We start from the raw sequence: 18386 nt of genomic DNA, 5'->3' as shown, positions 1-18386 counted from the left end.
ACTTCCACTTTTGAGGTCATAAAGGCGTGTTAATCAGCACTGCGATATCTTTCCAACCGTAGGCAATTTCTTTGAGTGCAACTCCGGCTCTAGTTGTTTGCTGTTCGTCTACTTTTTCACCTCCTAAGAATTCATAAAACCTATAGGCTGAATTGTCTCCTAGTACCCAAACTAGCATCGAGTTCAAACTTAATTCTGCCAATTTTGTGGCAACTGTTCTCACGAGTTGCCGTCCGATTCCTTGACGCTGATATTCCTCCAAAATATAGATGGCAAATAATTCTCCTTTATATACATATTTGCCCGTGCGCTCGCCACCACCCGCAGCAAAACCCACAATTTGCCCCGAATCATTCTCAGCAACGCAGACAAAAACCCCAGTATTTTTGACGTTTGCCAGGATTTCCTGCCAACGGCTTTCTGCTTTTTCATAGGACAGTTGCGCGAAGTAATCTGGCGGTACAATTTTTCGGTAAGCTGTCCGCCAAGTATCTAGATTCACCCGTGCGATTGCAGGTGCGTCAGCGATTTTAGCTTCTCTCACAATCATCAGAACATACTCCTTTCGGGCCCTGAAATTCTATTTTCAAGTCTAGGGCCACTATACGATCGCGCCCTTCTAGTTTAGCTCGATACAGCGCTCGATCGGCCTGTCCAATCAACTCCTCGATCGAGAAACCAGCAGCAGGTACAGTAGTAGCGATCCCCATACTGAGAGTTATCAACTCACTTACCTTGGAAGCAGCGTGAAGAATTGCCGCAGCTTTCAAATCACTGCGAATTGATTCAGCTACCCGCATTGCTCCTTGCACATCAGTTCGCGACAAAATTACCGCAAATTCTTCGCCGCCGTAGCGGGCGGCTAAATCTCCTGCCCGCTGAGCGTTGCTAGCTAAAATCTGGGCTACTTGTTTTAAACATTCGTCGCCTCCTTGATGCCCGTAATGATCGTTGTAAAGTTTGAAAAAATCTATATCGCACAAAATTAAAGACAGCGACTCTTTTTCTCGCTCCATCAACTGCCATTCTAACTCCAATTTTTTGTCAAAACAGCGACGGTTGGGAATTTGAGTCAATCCATCCACCGAAGCGAGCCGCTGCAATTCCATGTTAGCTGCTTGTAATTCTAATTTGGCTTGTTCTAAAGCTAAATTTTGCAGAGCTAATTCTTCGCTTTGCCGTTTTTCTTGTTCGTACAAAAATCGGATTGAAGCTTCAGCTTCTTGCAATTCTTGCTCTGCATATTTGCGCTTAACAAATTCTCCTAATTGAGAACTTACCACAGCTATGATCTGAAGTAAATCTTGATCCGGTGGCAGTTCTTTCCGGCAAAAAAAAGTCATTACTCCTACAACTTGGCTCCTAGCGTGAATGGGGAAACCGAATCCCGATCGCAGTCCTGCTTCCTCGGCCAAGCGCGATCGCACGAAAGTGGGATCGCCCACAAGATCAGTAATCCACTGCGTAGAACCGCTTCTGGAAACCGCTCCCGGCAAACCCTCACCCGCAGCCAAAGTAATCTGCTGATCGTTTTCGGCAAACTCCCTAACTTCCTCCGCTGCCTGCCAAACAGCCACCCGCCGCCAACAAGGAATTTCCTCGATCGGACAGCAGAGCGGCAGGCACCAAAGCGGATCTGTTTCAGATTGTATTTCCTCACCCAATCTAGTTTCTTTCTCCGCCTCTGCAGGCGTCCAAAGTTCGCCAAAATCCCACCCAAAACTTTGGCAAATAGCTTGCAAAATTTTCGGAGTTGCGCTATCTAGAGAAGTTGATTCTGACAGGATATGAGTCACAGCATACTGTGCTTCTTGACACTTTTTTATGCGTTGTTGCTTGGTAATGTCTTTGCCGATATAAACAAAATCTTGTATAACCTCGCTATCTTCATCCGGGCTTCCTGTGATTGTCTCGAAAGTAGAGCATGAAAATGCAACAATCAGATTTAAACCTATTTTCGTTTGGCAAGCTACTTTTACTTGAGGCCAATATTGGCTTTTAAGTGCAGGAGGTAGCTGGCTGACTTTTCGTAACAATTCCTCCTCAGCCGTAATCATGGATAGGGATTGGCCGATTAATTCCGATTCGGTGTATCCAAATAATTGCTGTGCAGCTTGATTCACTTTTTTGATTTTTCCCGATGTTCCTGTTACGAACAAAACATCACCTAGGGAATTAATAATTTTGTCAATGTAATCGCCAGTCGCCGCTAAGTAATCGACTTTCATACTGTTTTCGTTGACAGCCTGAACCATGATTTTCTGAGCTGCAATGCTATCTGTCACATCTTCGCATAAAATAATCAATCTGTCAGCATTGGCTTGTCCCTTATAACCAAATATGTACAAATTTAGATACAAATAAGATCCGTCTTTGAGAACTCGGTTAATTGATTTTAACTGAAAGTCTTGTTCTCGTTCTTCAATAATATCTTCAAGGATTCCTTCAATTCCAATCAGTTCAGGAAAACTATCGCGCACGTCTTTTCCTTCGGCTACTTCTTCATGAATGTAGGCAAAATCTTGCACTTTCAAAGATATTTCTTTAATCTTAAGTTCCCGATCGACTGCGAGGTATTCCATCCTGCGTAAGGATAACAGCTTATAAAGAAGAATATTAATACTTCTGGGGCTGCTCTCTACAGTTAATGTTGAAAGCATCTTGTTATTGTAGAGCATCTCTCTCAAAGGTTAGCCGGTAAAGTTAGTTGTTGTTTGGCGGCGATTTATCATCGGAATTTTTATACGGGCAGATGTCATCACCTGTTATCGCTGGCTAATTTATGCAAACATTACACTTTGGATTCTCCAAGCAGTTTTTTGCTTATTTTAAAAATGGTGCCAAATAGTAATTGAACCAACTTTTTTTGAGAAAGCGCAGTCAAAATCAGCCTCGATTGAGGTTGAGATTTATGAACAATATGTAGCGGTTTACACTATTTGTCCGGCACATTTTAATTTTAAATTCCCCGATATGGCTGACAACCGCTCAAGTTGAGGAACAGCACAGTTTAATTGAAATGTTTGCTTTAATTAGCACCATTCCTATAGACCTTACCTCCCCTGGGTATTTGTGTCAATTTTTGTAAACAAAGTGTTACCTTTAAATGATATATTATCGAAGGATTTGTATAAAAGCTTAAAAATACTCTGCTAAATGCTGAGACTTATTACCGACTTTGACGGCCCGATCATGGACGTGTCCGATCGCTACTACCGAGTTTACCAGCATTGTCTCGCCGAGACTCAACGTGAGGGGCAACCAGTGCGCGAACTCCCCAAGGCAGAGTTTTGGGACATGAAGCGCGCGCGGGTACCCGAAACCGAAATCGCCATCCTCTCAGGATTAGATGCAGATCAAGCCCGCGATTTTGCCCAGAAACGCCGTCAAACCGTCCACACCCTACCCTACATGATTTATGATCGACCAGTTCCCACCGCTCTGGAGACTCTCGAAAAGGTGCAGCGCGCTGGAGTAGACTTAGCGGTGATGACCATGCGCCGCGTCAGGGAACTAGACGAAGCCTTCAACCGCTGCAATTTAGGGCAATTTTTCCCGGAAAACCGCTGCTATTGCCTCGCCAACGATTACGTCAAAACTGGGGATATCAAAGATAAGCCCCTGTTAATGGCAAGAGCTCTCGCCGAACTGCCGCCGGCTTCTGACGTTTGGATGGTTGGGGATACGGAGGCAGATATTGTAGCAGCTAAAACGCACGGTGTCAAGGTAATTGGTGTTTTGTGCGGAATTCGCGATCGTACCCAACTAGAAATGCACCAACCGGATTTAATTGCCAACAATTTGAGTGAAGCAGTGGAAATTATTTTAGGTGGCAAAAATTAGTTATTAGTCATTAGTCATTAGTCATTAGTCATTAATTGTTAGCTGATGTTATTTGTCAGAGGTCTTGATTTCACAGTTATTAGTTGTTGGTTGCTGACTAATGAATTCTGACTAATGACTGCTGACTAATAACTGCTGACTAATGACTGCTGACTATCGCAGAAAACCGCTGACCAGCCACAGAATTAAAAACGTAAACAAAGCGATAAATTTCTCTGTTGTTATAAATGCCGGACTGACCAAAGAACCCAAAAATCCTCCCAGCAACAAGCCTATAACCAAGCCAGCCACAGTCAGCAGCACGGCGCGACCAAATTTTTGTTCCTTGCGATTAACAAAATAAAGACAAGAGCCGACCCCAAGAGCCAGAGTCAACTGTAGTAAACCATCATTAGCCGCCGGATAAATACTCAGTCCGCCTAACCCCACATACACCCCAGCCGGCCACAAAATGTCCGATCGACTAGGAGTATCGATCAGCCGCTGCAACCAAGCTGGGCTGCCACTAGGAGGAGAGGGAGTAAAGCTTGGGGGTGGGGGAGTCAGCCGTTCGGGAAAGCGGATGCGTTCGGGTACTTTAATTTTCCCTTCCTGTCGCTGCCGCAGGCGATCCATAAGGATCGCATCGTAAGCTGCTTCGAGCAATTCCAAACGTTTCTTGTCACCGCTGTACTGCTCAGCTAGGCGCGTGCGGGCCTCTTGCACTTCATCAAAGGAAGCATCTTCATCGACTTCAAGAAGTTGATAGGGAGTTGGCTCACTCATGGTAATAACCCGCTGAAGACTCTCGTTATAGAGCAATCTTAACAAGAGAGGAAAGCGGGGCGGGAGCTCTGCCGCTTTCCCAAAAGTTTTCCTGCTAGTTTTTGGTGCTTTAAAACAGGAACCAGCAAACCTTACGAAAATAGAAACTAGAAGGCATTTGGCATTCGTAAATAAAAAATAATGAATCCAAAGATTTTTATTTTTATCTTGGCCGTCTAAAATTTTACCTTCTGCCAAATGCCCTCAGAAGGGACTTGTCCTGCAGGCGCTCACAATTCCAGACCACTGGACTTTTTTAAGTTGATCGCGGCGGTAGGAAAAAAAGCGAGCCGAGTCAGAATAAGTACAGAAAGGAGCGATCGCCACTTGAGAAACATCGATTCCCAACTGCTGCAATTGCAAAGCATTGCAGAGGCGAACATCCAAGCGTACTTTTCCTGGTTCTGGATCGGCTAAGACAGGCGTTTCCGGCAGTTGATGCAAAAACTCTAGAATGCCGTCGGCTGTCGCACTAACGGCACTCTTAGGAGCAATGGTGGCTCCCAGTTCCGCTGCTACTTCCACAGATACCTGGTAAACCTCTCCAGCGATCGCCGGCCCCATAGCAATCTTCAGATTTTCTAGTTGACTGCCTTGTGCCACAAGTTGAGCGATCGCCTCTGGTAATATCTTAGCAGCAGTCCCGCGCCAACCCGCGTGAACTGCTGCAACGAGTCCCGTGCGATCGTCAGCAATCAGCACCGGCACACAGTCAGCCGAGCAAACCCACAGCGCCTCCAGTTCTCGCTCGGCAACCAAGCCATCAGCCTCAGCATAGCTTGGGGCAGCGGTTTCCGGGCCCGCAGCCACAACCGGGGACAACTCACTCGTTTTGAGTACCGCATTGCCGTGTACCTGTTGGAGTCGGTAAACCTTAGCTCCAGGTTCGAGAACTTCCGTCAGATCGATCGGCCCCTGGGGCGAGAAATCGCGAGTAAAAAAGCCGTGAGACCAGCGAGAAAGCAAGCTGCAAGTCAGATAGGGCAAGCCTTCAGAACTCTGCCAGTCCCAACTGATACCGTCAGGCTCTCTGACGCACTCAGAGTCAGGAAAATTTGTCAAGCGATCGCCAGCTACAGTCATGAAACCTATCCTTACCCAAGCGAATCATTTAGCTTGTATTCTAAACAATCAAAAATTTTGTCCGCGAAGTTTAAAGGCAGGGCCAGCTTTCAGGAAAAAATCGCGATGAGTCGGCGGTTTTAGGACGACTCACATCTTGCACCATTCTCGCTTAACAGGCTTTCCGGCCTGTTCCACAAAGAGTAGATTTTATTGTGGGGAGTAGGGGTTGGGCAGGAGATCCCGCCCTGAAAAGATTATTGAGAATGGTGCACTATCTCAGGACGATCGACTGCGCCGAAATTTTGCAGAATCTGACAAATATAGGCAACTAATTAACATAGACGAACGCCAAAGCGCTATCATCAGTGTGGCCCTAAGACACTTTTACGCAAGTGCCATCAGGATCAAAAAAACCGGATATTGATCGCAAGTGAATGCGTAAGGCATTTGAGCTTGTTCTATGTGCAAAAAAAATTGCCTCAAGCCCGGTAAAATCAGTTAGGCCTGTATATAAAGACAAGGATTGCCATACATTCGATCCTGACTTCGAGATCCTTGTGCCCCCTGTTGAGTTGGGAAAAAAAATCGTGAAACCAGTTCCAGACAAGCAAATAACAGCCCATTTGAAAACCAAACAGCAAAAAAAGAACCCTACAGGCGCCCGGAGTCGATCGCGCCTTTTGTCTGATCGCTCACTGCTGGTGGGACTGGGTTGTCTTGCCAGTCTGGGACTGCTCAGCAAAGGCTTAGTTTTGGCCCAAGCCGAAACTCCGCCAGCAGAACAAGCCGTCCCCGGCGCAGCAGACCTCCAGCCATTATTTGAAGCTCCTCTACCGCCCCCGGAACCCGCATACAGCCAAGTGGAACCAGAACCATACCCTGAACCGCAGGCAGAAGTTCCACCGTCCGAGCCTTTCGATCCTGAACCGGCCTGGGAGCCGGAGTACGCCAGCGAACCACCTCCCACGCAATATTATCTGCCGGAGCCTGCGCTGATTCCCCTGCCAGAAGCGACGGCCCAGGAGCCGCCTTTTGAAGCGCCAGTTAACCCAGCCCACGCTGAAATCGACCAAACAGACTACAGTGTTGGCGCTACCACCCAGTACGAAGAGTACCAAGAGTACGAACCGCCAACCAGAATAGAGTTTGCAGAACGATCGACCGGCTGCGAAGGAGGTGACGGTTTGTGCGCGCCTCCTCCTGTTTCCGAGCCGGTGAGGGCAGATGCCGGAGAACCCAACTACAGAGAGGAACCTCCGATCGCAGACAACGGTTATATTGCAGCCCCTCCTCCTCGAAATCGGCCAGAAAGCCTTCCGGGCGAGGTTCGGGGAACTGTGGCAGGAAATAGTAGCGGAAATCCTGTCAGTAAACTCGGTCAAGCCGTTCAACAAATAGGCAGCCAGGTTTGGAGAGGTTCAAACCCACCGGAATCTGCTTACGCACCCCCGCGCTACTCGGCTAACGCTGGATACTCTGCAGACACTGGATACTCCGCAGATACTGGATACTCGACTAACATCGGCTACTCGGCTAACACTGGATACTCCGCAGACGCTGGGTATTATGCCGGATCTGCATCTTACGGCGGCGGCGCTCCAGCGCCCAGCATGGGACTCGGGCCGGTTCAAGTCGGTGCGGTTAGTGTCAGCAGCGGCAGCGATAGCGGTTTTGCTTACTACAATCTCACGCCGCGTCCCCCAGGCCTCCCTGGAAATGGCAACAAAAGCTTGCTGTTTCCGCTATCTATTGCTTCGGCAATTACTTCGCCGTTTGGGTGGCGGACTCATCCGGTTCTGGGCTACGGCAGGTTTCACACCGGAACTGACTTGGGAGCCCCGATGGGAACGCCCGTACTGGCAGCCTATGCGGGTCAAGTGGCGATCGCCGATTGGTTGGGCGGTTACGGTTTGACAGTGGTTCTCAACCACAACAAAAAGTCTCAGGAAACTCTCTACGCCCACCTTTCGGAACTGTTTGTGAAACCGGGAGAATTCGTGAAACAGGGAGAGACGATCGGCCGCGTCGGCAGTACGGGAATGTCTACAGGGCCTCACCTTCACTTCGAGGTTCGGCAAATGACTGACCAGGGTTGGGTGGCGATCGACCCGGGTTCTCAGCTAGAATTCGCTCTGGCAAAAATGATCGGCAGTTTGGAAACCGCCAAAGTACCGCAAATGCCGAAAATGGTGGAAATACAAACCGCTAGCTCACTCAAGGATTGGGAAAACGATCTGCCCCAGCTTCCACCTCTGCCGTTGGGAATGGACATCGAAGTTCACAACCTCCAGCCGCCATTCCCGGAATTCTTAAAAGCTGATACTTCTAAGCCCAAAGATGCCGAAGCCGTCAAACCCAAAATTCAGAAGCAAGCTAACAGGTAAAAATTGGGAATTGCCTAGATTAATTTTCTTGTGGAACAGTCGAAAAGCGCACTCCACAAGAAAATTAATGTTTTGTGCAACCAGTACGCGAACTCGTTGCTTTTCATCGTTACCAGGCTCTTTCCGGTAATGATGAAAAACTGATAAAAAATGGTAACTTGCAGCTTATGCTAATAGCGCAGCATTTGTGGGAATTAATTTTATTTCTGATTATTGTAGTCGGGCCGATTCCCTTAAGCTTGTCTCTGGCGACCGAGAATCAGAAAGAAAACAATAACTATTCATTTCCCCATTTTCTCCTTGTGATCCTGACAGGGTGGAGTATTGCACAAGTTTGTATCGGCTTGATTTTAGGAAGTGCAGATCGACTAAATATTACTGCGGTGATTATAGCAGAAATTCTCATTTGTGCGATCGGCTTCATCCTGATTTATACCAAAAACCACAAAACTTTTACCTTCTCGCGCTGGCCGATTCCCCAACTCAAGCAACCTTTGGGCCCATCCGAACGCCTAATTATTGTTGCCACCGCTGTTGCAGGATTTTTGCTGTTGGACACTCTCGCAAGCAAACCCACAACCAATTATGACTCATTGTGGTTTCACTTACCCGCGATCGCCCGATGGTATCAAACCCATTCATTTACATTATTAGATGCCGCCGGAAATTGGATTTTCGAGCAAGAACAAGCCCGAGTATATCCCTACAATTGGCACGTTTTATCTGCTTTGTGTGTGCTTCCCTTCGGAGAAGATTTTCTAGCAGCTTTTCCCATGCTAATTGCTTGGGTACTTGAAGGAATTGCTGTCTATCTATTAAGCGTAAAATTTGGAGCATCTCGAATTCACGGTATGGCAGCAGCCTCTTTAGTATTGACAGTACCGATGATGCTCAACCAAGTTAATACCATTCACCCAGACTTACCGCTAGCTGCAATATTTACAGTGGGTTTGTATCTAGGTTTATCCTATCATAGCAGCCGATCGCAATCCGAACTTTCCCTATTTTTGGCAGCCACAGGAATGCTAGCCGGAATAAAAATCACTGGGATAGTCTATGCTGCCTCACTTTTAGGAGGATTAGCAATATTAGAAATTAAAAGATTCGCGGTTAATAAAAAATCCACATCAGCTAAATTTAGAATTCGCCACTTTATCAAACCAGTCTTGCTGTGCGGCATAGCTTGTTGCTTGCTGTTAGGAGGTTTTTGGTATGCGAGAAACTTGCTGCAAATCAATTATCCTGTCGCCGAAGTCGGCGATATTAAAATTCCCTTAGAGCCTGTTCCTTTACCGTCTCCCATACCTCCAGTACAGCAGCCGCCCGCTTCGCCACTTCTAAAGATTTGGCAAAGCACTTTAGCAGCTCAATTTAATCCCAGCAATATTTCCCACTGGCAAACTGTCGGCTTACAAATTATCATTAGATTGCAACTGCCCTTTCTGGCGATCGCGCTTCAGGTATTGGCAGCGCCTCTAGCTTTTATCCAGGGTAAAACCAGAATAATTAATCAAAATAATATTATTTTAATAATACTTCTCGCCAGCACAGGAATTCTGTATCTAATTACACCTTACACGTCCGGTACTGTCGGAGAGTCGATCGGTCAACTCAGCCCTATACTCGGTTTTAACCTCAGATACGGATTTCCCTTTTTAAGCGTACTCGCCATCGCCGCAGCAGCTACAGCAACTCTCTTGAAAACTCAAAATCAAGTTGTTCTGGCAGTGGTTTTGGTTAGTGGTTTGTTCGGAATTACTAGCAACCAAATTTTTGATTATATTAAAAATGCTTCTTTCACCGGAGATAGTATTGTTTGGGGGAGTTTGTTGATTGACAATTTGAAGTCTAGCCCCATAGAAGGTATTAATACTATCGGAGCAATATTACGCCCCAGTTGGCAATATATATTACCATATCCGATATTTTATCTTGTGTCACTGACTCTGGCTGCGATATGGTTGAAAATAAATCCGGGATTCGGATGGCTGAATCATCTGTTTCCTACCCGAAAAAAATCGATTTACCTAGTGATAATTGGTGTCTGTATAGGATTGATAGTAATTGGTCATTGGAGGGAAAAGCGAGATTTTGCACGCACCGAACTGTATCGTGGTATTTACGAATATATTGATAAAAATACAGTACCAGATGAAAGAATAGGCTTCTTTTTAAGTTCGCGCAGCTACCTGTTTTACGGGAGAAATTTGGACAGACAAGTTTTATATGTACCATTTAGAACCGATCGACTTTCGGAATGGATTGACAACCTGCGGCAAAATAAAATTAGGACTGTGGGATTAGGGCCCCTGACTGAGACAAACGCAGCTACCAGAAAAGCTTTATCTTGGCTGACAAGTGCCCAGGGCCCGCTGCAACCAGTTTTCGGGAAAGATTTTAATACTGAGTCGGTGCTATATCGCTTGAAAAATTAAAAGTTATTAGTTACCATGAACCAAGCTAAAACTCTATTTTCAATTATTGTTCCGACCTACAATCGCCCCGATAAATTAGCGGCGTGTATTCAGTCTTTTGTTGAAATTGAATATCCGCGCGATAAATTTCAAGTTATCGTCGTCAACGATAGCACCGAAATCTCTGTAGAAAATACAATTTCGCCTTTTCAAAATCAGCTAAATATCACTCTTCTGACACAACCCAACTCCGGCCCTGCAACGGCGCGAAATACTGGCTCTTTTGCTGCAGAAGGCAAATTTTTAGTGTTTACAGACGATGACTGTACTGTGGGGGTAGATTGGCTGCAAAATCTGGAAAAGCGATTTGTGGAAACACCAGATTGCTTAATCGGAGGTCGAACTGTAAACGCGCTGCCGGATAACATTTATTCTACTGCCAGCCAGCAACTGATCGATTACCTTTACAGTTACTATAATGCTATTGGCGATCGCGCGCAATTTTTCACTTCTAACAATTTTGCCCTTCCCGCTGAGGCTTTCCAAAAAATCGGCGGCTTTGACACGAGTTTTTCTCTAGCTGCTGGAGAAGACCGGGAATTTTGCGATCGGTGGTTGCATTCGGGCAATGCCGCAATTTACGCTCCCGAAGTTATAGTTTATCACTCACACGCACTAACTCTTCGCAAATTTTGGAAACAGCAATTCAATTATGGTAGAGGTGCTTTTTTGTTTCAGCAAATGATCTCGAAACGCGGGGTTAATGGGAAACTACAACATCCGTCATTTTATTTGAATTTGCTAACTTATCCATTTTTCCACGCACCGGGCTTTCAAAAGCTATTAATTGCTGCCTTGTTTTTAGTTTCTCAGGTGGGGATTGCTGCGGGGTTGTTTTGGGAGAAAAACAATTTTGTTGAGGAATAGAGTTTGATTATTGAACCGCAGAGAGCGCAGAGATCACAGAGAGAATTAAGAGTTAGTGGGGTGCGTCTGCTTTGAACAATTATTGATATAATAATTCCGCTGCTGACGCACCCGACAAATTTATTCTTTAGTCCGCAGAGGCGGACTTCGTTTGTATAGTAGCGGTTTCAACCACCGAGTTTGATGATCTGGGCTACGATTAAATAAATCCGTGTTCTGCTAAGAATTCTGGTGTAATTGTTCCCAAACTGTTGATTGTGGGGGTTTCTTCCCACGGTTCGGGATGGGATTTTGAGCCGCTGCGGAGAAATTTGGCGACATATTTGCCCAGAATATCTGCTTCTAAATTAACTAAACTTCCTGGTTGCAAATAGCTGAGGTTTGTCTCACCAAAACTGTGGGGAATGACAGCAACTTCAAACCAATTGCCGTCAGCATCGCAATCTGCCACGGTTAAGCTGATGCCGTTGACGGCGATGCTGCCCTTGGAAACGATGTAAGGTGCGATTTGACGTTGCCATCCCGAATTGGCTGTTGGTGGGGCAGTAAACCGCATCTCCCAAGCGTTGGCGGTTTGGGTGGATGTTGCTAAAGTGCCGATCGCATCTACGTGCCCTGTCACAAAATGTCCCCCCAATTTGCTACCGGCGCGCAGGGAGGTTTCTAGGTTCACCAAAGCATCGGGGAATGAGCCCAGAGTAGTGCGGCGGAGGGTTTCTGGGGAAGCGACGGCGACAAAACCTTGCGGCAGAACTTCCACTACCGTCAAACAGACTCCATCGACGGCTACGCTGTCCCCAATGGCTAAATCTTGTAAAATCTGGTAGGAGTTGTTTGATGTGCAGGAAATTTGGAAATAATCGTTGCCTAGCGACTTCAGCTTTCCGAGAGATTGAATTAGTCCTGTAAACATAAGTATTTTTCCGTAGTTGATCGCTTATTTACATGAAACCACAGCCACAAACCAGACACAGCAGCTTTTGCCGTCCCCTCTCCCCCCGAGTCAATCGAAAATCTAAAATCTAAAATCTAAAATCGATAGTCCCCGATCCGTAGTCGATCGCTTATTTACATGAAACCACAGCCACAAACCAGACACAGCAGCTTTTGCCGTCCCCTCTCCCCCCGAGTCAATCGAAAATCTAAAATCTAAAATCTAAAATCGATAGTCCCAGATCAGTTGCAGATTCAGGCGAAGATCAAGTCATACTGGATTTAGGTGATCTTTATGTCCAAGTTCTCTACTGCCTTACAGTTTCTTAATTCTATGAGGCCGATCGAATGATTGAAATGAAAGTCGCTGGAATTGCCTTAGATGCAGCCACGCGCAGTCCTATTGTCCTATTGAGAGACGCTACTGAGCGACGGGCTTTGCCTATTTATATCGGTCAGGAGCAAGCAAAGGCTATCATTAGCGCGATCGAAGGCCACAAGCCTCCTCGGCCCTTAACTCACGATCTGATGGTCAATTTTTTAGAGTCATGGAGTCTTACCTTGGAGCGCATAGTTATTCACTCGCTGCAAGATAACACGTTCTATGCCGTCCTGATCGTCCGTCAGGGAGAAGTTAAAAAAGAGATCGATGCCCGACCTAGCGACGCGATAGCCCTAGCCCTGCGAACGAACTGCCCCATCTGGGTGATGGAAGAAGTCGTCGCCGATGCTTCGATACCTGTCGATCGAGATGCTGATGAGGCCGAACGCCGGGCCTTCCGGGAATTTATCTCAAACCTCCGTCCAGAGGATTTGATTAAGAGAAGCGGCTTCAGCCCAGGCGAAACTTCCTAAACTTTATGCGCTATCGACGGTTTGGCAAAACGGAGTTGCACCTGTCTGTATTTTCCTTGGGAACCATGCGCTATTTGGCTTCTGAGGAAACTGCCTGTCAGACTGTACAACAGGCCCTGTCTCAGGGAATCAATCACCTGGAAACGGCGGCGGGTTACGGTTGCAGCGAGGAATATCTCGGTGCGGCCCTGTCGGCTGGTTTGTCTGTCCATCGATCGCGCCTCCACGTCACTACAAAAATTTCCCCAACCGAGGATGCAGCAGCAATGGAACGCTGCATCGACGCATCCCTCAAACGCCTGAATTTAGACTATATTGATTGTCTGGCAATTCACGGTTTGAATACTTGGGAACATTTGGCTTGGGTGCGATCGCCAACAGGCTGCATGGAAGCTGTACGCAAAGCCCTGGCTGATGGGATCATTCGGCACGTCGGCTTTTCGACTCACGGGCCTCTGGATCTGATTTTGGCTGCAATAAATACAGATTTGTTTGAATTTGTCAATCTGCATTATTACTATTTTTTTCAGCGCAACGCGCCCGCAATTGAACTCGCCAAGCACAAAGATATGGGCGTTTTCATCATTTCCCCGGCAGATAAAGGAGGGCAACTCTACACGCCCCCGGAAACTCTCGCACAATTGTGTTCGCCTTTCTCGCCCTTAGAGTTAAACTATCGGTTTTTACTTAGCGATACTAGGATTGGGACTTTGAGTGTGGGCCCTGCAAATGCGACAGAATTAGAGCAACCTCTGAAATATTGCGATCGCGACTTTCCTCTCACCAACGCCGAAATCGCTGCGTTCGATCAGCTAGAATCGGTTATTGCAGCCACTTTGAAAACCGACAAATGCAGCCAGTGCTATGCCTGTTTGCCTTGCCCGGAAAACATCAACATTCCCGAAGTATTGCGACTCCGCAATCTCGCCGTCGGGTGCGACATGACTGACTTTGGCAAATACCGCTACGCCATGTTTGAAAATGCCGGACACTGGTTTCCCGGCAGCAAAGGCAACCGCTGCACCGATTGCGGTGAATGTTTGCCCCGGTGTCCTGAAGAGTTAGACATCCCAACCTTGGTCAAAGATACTCACCAGCGACTGGGCGGTAAAGCAGGCAGGCGGTTGTGGGATTGAAAAAAAGGTGAAGCAGGGAAAAGGTCGATCGAGCATATCTAAGTTTTGCAATAATTACGCTAAACTTTGGTTTAACCTGGCCTCTTGCACCATTCTGCAGAACAGGTAAGATGCCTGTTCCACAAAGAATTAATTTCTTGTGGGGAGTAGGGGTTGGGCAGGAGAGCCAGCCCATAAAAACCTTATTGAGAATGGTGCAACATCTCAGTTTAACTGAATTTACGATACAGTCGATCGATAAACTACTTCGTTTTACGACTGTATGCGAGAGTATCCCGATTTTGTAAAAAGCGTTTTTGAGGAGTACGAGTATCTTGCACAGCCAAGCCTACATCTAACCGCGAACACTCCTGTGAAAGCAATCATTTGGATGCTTCCAACAAACTTTAAATAGGAGCCGACAGTATATGTAAAAACAGCTCAATAAGATAATCTGATTAACACCTAGAAACTGATTTATTTGAGAATACCCCAGTCATTTTATTGCTGGGTTGGTGGCGGCGAGAGGCAACAATTTTATAATGAGTGATTAACCGAACTCGATATAAAATATAAAATCCTTCAACTGAGCGCTCACGCCGAAATCTAAAATCTAAAATCTAAAATCTAAAATCTAAAATTGATTGTTTTCCCGATTAATTGATGGCCTGTCATCTATAACCGATTCAGCATCTACTACTATGGCTCAAACTCAGTTAAACGACAGCAAGCCAAATTGTCTGCAGCCAACTGAAGTTGCAACTTCCGAAAAAGTTAAAACAGCTTTCAAGCCGTCCACTTACAACTTGTCCGTTACCAGAAAACAGTTAATTGGACTGCTGGCGTTACAAACAATCTTGCCAGTCGGACTAACGGGAGCAGCATTTTGGCTAACATCGGCAGTTGGAAGCAACGAACTGCAAAATCAAGCTAAATCAGAACTGAGCCTTAGTGAAATTAACTACAATCTCCAACTCTATCGCGCCGCCGACCGTTTGCAAAACTCCTCTGACAGCAAAACGATCGCCCAAATAGCCTTATCTTACAACAGCGGAAAAAAACTATCATATTTGCAAAAATCTGTCAATCAAATTCTAGAAAATCAAGTCAAAACAGGGGAAATAGACAGCGCGGCCTTAGTTGGAAAAAACAGGCAGATAATGGTTAGCGTCAACTCTAACCAGAAGGGAAAATTTTTTAACCTGCAAAAAATAGTCGATCGAGTATTCGCTGCAAAAAACCCAATTACAGCTACGGAAATTATTGCCAAATCGGAAGTTCAAGAGCAATTGGGATCTTTGCCACCCGGAAAGGGCGATCGCCCTGTTCTCCTCCACTACGCAGCAATTCCCATAAAAGATCCCAAAAACCAGACAGTGATTGCTGCCTTAGTTTTAGGAGAAATTATCAGCCCAACTTCGGCAGTTGCTAGCACCGAAACCCTCAATTTACAGGACGGGGGATATCAGGCTATCTACGCACCGCTGGCTGACGGCAAATTTGTCTTGGCAAGTTCGCAAGCAGTTACAAAAAACCAACAGTTACCAGACTTGCTGGCCGAAAAATCGCTGCTGAAATCTGCACTCGCCGCCGGCGGCAAACCAGTCACCGGAAACGTACAAACAGGCAGTCAAACTTATGCAGTAGCTGCCAAATCCCTTGGGAATTTAGCGGGAAAACCCGCAGCAATTTTAGTGCGGTTTATCCCCAAAACCTCGATCGCAACTTGGTGGAGCAATAACTGGCTGCTGGCAATGTCTGCTGCTGCCCTTGTTCCCTTCGCCTTGGGAGTTGCCGTCACTCGCCGGATTGCCAAACCCGCTAACTCAGATTTATCAACAGCAGAGGGGAATTGGGCATCTAACTCCAGCGCCGAACCGCCGCAGCGATCGCGGAAATTTGAGATAATTTATGACAATTTAAATTTCGGCGAATTCCCTGATTTATTCCCTAAAAAATCGAGTTTAGATGGTCAATTAGCCCTAGATTTTCGATATAATAAAAAATTGGCTGGCGCTCGCCCGCTCGCAAATCCCCACATCCCGCTCGCTTTCCAGCCCCTAGAATTGCCCGAAAACTCCGTCTCAAATCAGTCGCGACAGGTAAATACAGAATTAGAAAAAAGCGCGATCGCCTTAAATCTAGTCCACGAAGCTTGGCAAGACTTAAATCGTCTCAACTTGGAATTGCAGCCAGAAATACTCGATCGCCAAAACACTCAAAAAGCCCTGCGAAAGAGCGAAGCACTACTGCAAGCGATTTTAGACAACTCAACAGCAGTAATTTACATCAAAGACCTTGACGGAAAATACCTGCTCACCAACCGCCATTTTGACAATTTGTTCGACATCGCAAAAGAGCAAATAACAGGGAAAACCGACGGCGATATTTTTCCCCAAGACAAAGCAGCAGCCTTGCGAGAAAATGACCTGAAAGTTCTCGAATCCTCCTCGCCCCTAACCCTCGAAGAAATCATCCCTCAAGACGACGGCCCGCACACTTATATTTCTCTGAAATTTCCCCTCTGCAACTCCGAAGGTAAAGCTTATGCAGTCGGTACAATTTCTACAGATGTGAGCGATCGCAAACTTGCCGAACTCACCCTAGAAAAAGCCAAAGCAGAACTAGAAATAGAAGTCGAACAGCGCACTCTATTCCTCCAACAAACCAACGAACTCTTGCAGTTTGAACTCGCCGCCAGAGTCCGCGGCGCCATCACCGTCAGACAAATGACGGCTCAGGTAGCCCGACACGCCAGAACAGTTGACGGCATTCTCGGCGCATCCCTTGACCTAATTTTTCTAGTAGATCGATCGGGAAAATACACCTATGTCAGCCGCACCGCCGCTCAAGCTGCCGGCCTGAACCCCAGAGAAATGATTGGCAAAACCTGGCAGGAATTAGGCTGGTCGCCAACAATTATGCAGCGGGTTCACGAAGAATGCCACGCCATATTTGCCACAGCCGAGCCCGTGAAAGGCGAAGTAATTGTCCCCACGGCAAGCTGGGGAACCCGCGACTACGAGTATATTCTCAGTCCGGTTTGTGCCACAGACGGCAGCGTCGAAGCGGTGGTGGCGACACTGCGGGATATCACCGAACGCAAAGACGCTGAGGAAGCGTGGCAGTTGGCGAAAGAAGCCGCAGAACTCGCCAACCGCGCCAAGAGTGCTTTTCTGGCAAACATGAGCCACGAGTTACGCACTCCCCTCAACGCGATTATCGGCTACAGCGATATGCTAGCGGAAGATGCCGAAGAGTTAGGCAACTTAGAGGTAGTCTCGGATTTAGACAAAATTCGCACTGCTGGCAAACACTTGCTGCGCCTAATTGACGACATTCTCGACATTTCCAAAATTGAAGCTGACAAGATGGAGATTTACCTCGAAAGCTTCGATGTGGGAGGCTTAATCGAGGAGGTGATAACAACTATCAAACCGCTAATGGATAAAAACGGCAATACTTTGGAAGTATTGAGTTCTGACAATATCGGCGCGATGCACGGCGATTTGATGAAAGTGCGGCAGGTAATGCTGAATTTGCTCAGCAATGCTGCTAAATTTTCTGCTAATGGGACGATCGTGCTTACTGTCGCAAGAATTACCAGTGAAGAATTAAAAAATAAATATCAACCGAAAGTTGCTCAAATGTTAATTTTGGATGCAGATTTTTTAATTTTCCGAGTGACGGACACGGGCATCGGCATGACACAAGAACAGCAAGAGCGACTGTTCCAACCTTTTACTCAAGCCGACAATTCAACTACTCGCAAGTACGGAGGTACTGGTTTGGGACTGACTATCAGCCAGCGTTTTTGTCAGATGATGGGCGGCGATGTTGAAGTTATTAGCGAGTTAGATTGCGGTTCTACTTTTACTGTTTGTCTGCCTGCTTCATTGTTTAGGCGATCGGAATTTTAATAATTTTGCAGAAATAAGAGAAGAGTCGGCGGTTGAAACCGCTACTATACAAACAATGTCCGCCTCCGCGAACTGAAGAATAATAAAATTAACTGGTTCCCAGGCTCCAGCCTGGGAACATAAATC

At 46.5% G+C, this 18386-nt stretch carries 12 protein-coding genes; 7 read left to right on the top strand and 5 right to left on the bottom strand.

The genetic code is table 11. From position 1 onward, the window contains the following. Positions 1 to 16 precede the first annotated feature (16 nt). On the bottom strand, positions 17 to 550 hold the full coding sequence (locus tag QUB44_RS07710; RefSeq protein ID WP_333365041.1) for a GNAT family N-acetyltransferase: 534 nt from the start codon (positions 548 to 550) through the stop codon (positions 17 to 19). Next, the gene (locus QUB44_RS07705) at positions 531 to 2660 is read right to left on the bottom strand and encodes a diguanylate cyclase domain-containing protein (RefSeq protein ID WP_333365037.1); all 2130 of its coding nucleotides are present in this window, start codon (positions 2658 to 2660) and stop codon (positions 531 to 533) included. The genes QUB44_RS07710 and QUB44_RS07705 overlap by 20 nt, the downstream gene beginning before the upstream one ends. A 496-nt stretch (positions 2661 to 3156) precedes the next feature. Between QUB44_RS07705 and QUB44_RS07700 the strand changes: the two genes are divergently transcribed. Continuing rightward, positions 3157 to 3843 (top strand): HAD family hydrolase, encoded by a 687-nt coding sequence (locus QUB44_RS07700; protein ID WP_333365033.1) that lies wholly within the window; start codon positions 3157 to 3159, stop codon positions 3841 to 3843. Between the two features lie 153 nt (positions 3844 to 3996). On the opposite strand, the gene QUB44_RS07695 is transcribed toward QUB44_RS07700, so the two are convergent. Both QUB44_RS07695 and pgeF read right to left on the bottom strand, forming a co-directional pair. After that, on the bottom strand, positions 3997 to 4608 hold the full coding sequence (locus tag QUB44_RS07695) for a CPP1-like family protein (RefSeq protein ID WP_190663744.1): 612 nt from the start codon (positions 4606 to 4608) through the stop codon (positions 3997 to 3999). Between the two features lie 243 nt (positions 4609 to 4851). Next, positions 4852 to 5730 carry a peptidoglycan editing factor PgeF gene (gene pgeF, locus QUB44_RS07690; RefSeq protein WP_333365030.1) on the bottom strand — a complete coding sequence of 293 codons (879 nt, stop codon included), beginning with the start codon at positions 5728 to 5730 and terminating at the stop codon, positions 4852 to 4854. Positions 5731 to 6299: 569 nt separating this feature from the next. Here pgeF and QUB44_RS07685 point away from each other — a divergent pair. From QUB44_RS07685 to QUB44_RS07675, 3 genes are all read left to right on the top strand, one after another. Next, a complete protein-coding gene (locus tag QUB44_RS07685; protein WP_333365028.1) occupies positions 6300 to 8096 on the top strand; it encodes a peptidoglycan DD-metalloendopeptidase family protein in 1797 nt (598 codons plus the stop codon). 74 nt (positions 8097 to 8170) lie between these two features. Next, positions 8171 to 10531, top strand: coding sequence for a hypothetical protein (locus QUB44_RS07680; protein WP_333365025.1), 2361 nt, complete (start codon positions 8171 to 8173; stop codon positions 10529 to 10531). A 15-nt stretch (positions 10532 to 10546) separates the two neighbouring features. Beyond that, a complete protein-coding gene (locus tag QUB44_RS07675) occupies positions 10547 to 11437 on the top strand; it encodes a glycosyltransferase (RefSeq protein ID WP_333365022.1) in 891 nt (296 codons plus the stop codon). 199 nt (positions 11438 to 11636) lie between these two features. Here QUB44_RS07675 and ribE read toward each other — a convergent pair whose 3' ends face one another. After that, on the bottom strand, positions 11637 to 12350 hold the full coding sequence (ribE, locus tag QUB44_RS07670; RefSeq protein ID WP_333150934.1) for a riboflavin synthase: 714 nt from the start codon (positions 12348 to 12350) through the stop codon (positions 11637 to 11639). A gap of 368 nt (positions 12351 to 12718) precedes the next feature. On the opposite strand from ribE, the gene QUB44_RS07665 reads away from it, so the two are divergent. From QUB44_RS07665 to QUB44_RS07655, 3 genes are all read left to right on the top strand, one after another. Further along, entirely contained in the window at positions 12719 to 13225 is a 507-nt protein-coding gene (locus QUB44_RS07665) for a bifunctional nuclease family protein (RefSeq protein WP_333161029.1), read from the top strand. Between the two features lie 5 nt (positions 13226 to 13230). After that, on the top strand, positions 13231 to 14361 hold the full coding sequence (locus QUB44_RS07660; RefSeq protein ID WP_333365019.1) for an aldo/keto reductase: 1131 nt from the start codon (positions 13231 to 13233) through the stop codon (positions 14359 to 14361). Positions 14362 to 15041: 680 nt separating this feature from the next. Then, positions 15042 to 18260 (top strand): PAS domain-containing protein, encoded by a 3219-nt coding sequence (locus QUB44_RS07655; RefSeq protein WP_333365017.1) that lies wholly within the window; start codon positions 15042 to 15044, stop codon positions 18258 to 18260. The last annotated feature ends 126 nt before the right edge of the window (positions 18261 to 18386 follow it).

Origin of the sequence: Microcoleus sp. AT3-D2, assembly GCF_036705715.1 — a bacterium.
Taxonomy (GTDB): Bacteria; Cyanobacteriota; Cyanobacteriia; order Cyanobacteriales; family Microcoleaceae; genus Microcoleus.
This window is presented reverse-complemented; position numbering and strand designations above follow the sequence as displayed.

Excerpts from the sequence above, each read along its gene's own strand:
- QUB44_RS07675 (WP_333365022.1), top strand. The coding sequence starts at position 10,547 with ATGAACCAAGCTAAAACTCTATTTTCAATTATTGTTCCGACCTACAAT.
- QUB44_RS07695 (WP_190663744.1), bottom strand. The coding sequence starts at position 4,608 with ATGAGTGAGCCAACTCCCTATCAACTTCTTGAAGTCGATGAAGATGCT.
- QUB44_RS07655 (WP_333365017.1), top strand. The coding sequence starts at position 15,042 with ATGGCTCAAACTCAGTTAAACGACAGCAAGCCAAATTGTCTGCAGCCA.
- QUB44_RS07710 (WP_333365041.1), bottom strand. The coding sequence starts at position 550 with ATGATTGTGAGAGAAGCTAAAATCGCTGACGCACCTGCAATCGCACGG.
- QUB44_RS07705 (WP_333365037.1), bottom strand. The coding sequence starts at position 2,660 with ATGCTTTCAACATTAACTGTAGAGAGCAGCCCCAGAAGTATTAATATT.
- QUB44_RS07700 (WP_333365033.1), top strand. The coding sequence starts at position 3,157 with ATGCTGAGACTTATTACCGACTTTGACGGCCCGATCATGGACGTGTCC.
- pgeF (WP_333365030.1), bottom strand. The coding sequence starts at position 5,730 with ATGACTGTAGCTGGCGATCGCTTGACAAATTTTCCTGACTCTGAGTGC.
- QUB44_RS07665 (WP_333161029.1), top strand. The coding sequence starts at position 12,719 with ATGATTGAAATGAAAGTCGCTGGAATTGCCTTAGATGCAGCCACGCGC.
- ribE (WP_333150934.1), bottom strand. The coding sequence starts at position 12,350 with ATGTTTACAGGACTAATTCAATCTCTCGGAAAGCTGAAGTCGCTAGGC.
- QUB44_RS07660 (WP_333365019.1), top strand. The coding sequence starts at position 13,231 with ATGCGCTATCGACGGTTTGGCAAAACGGAGTTGCACCTGTCTGTATTT.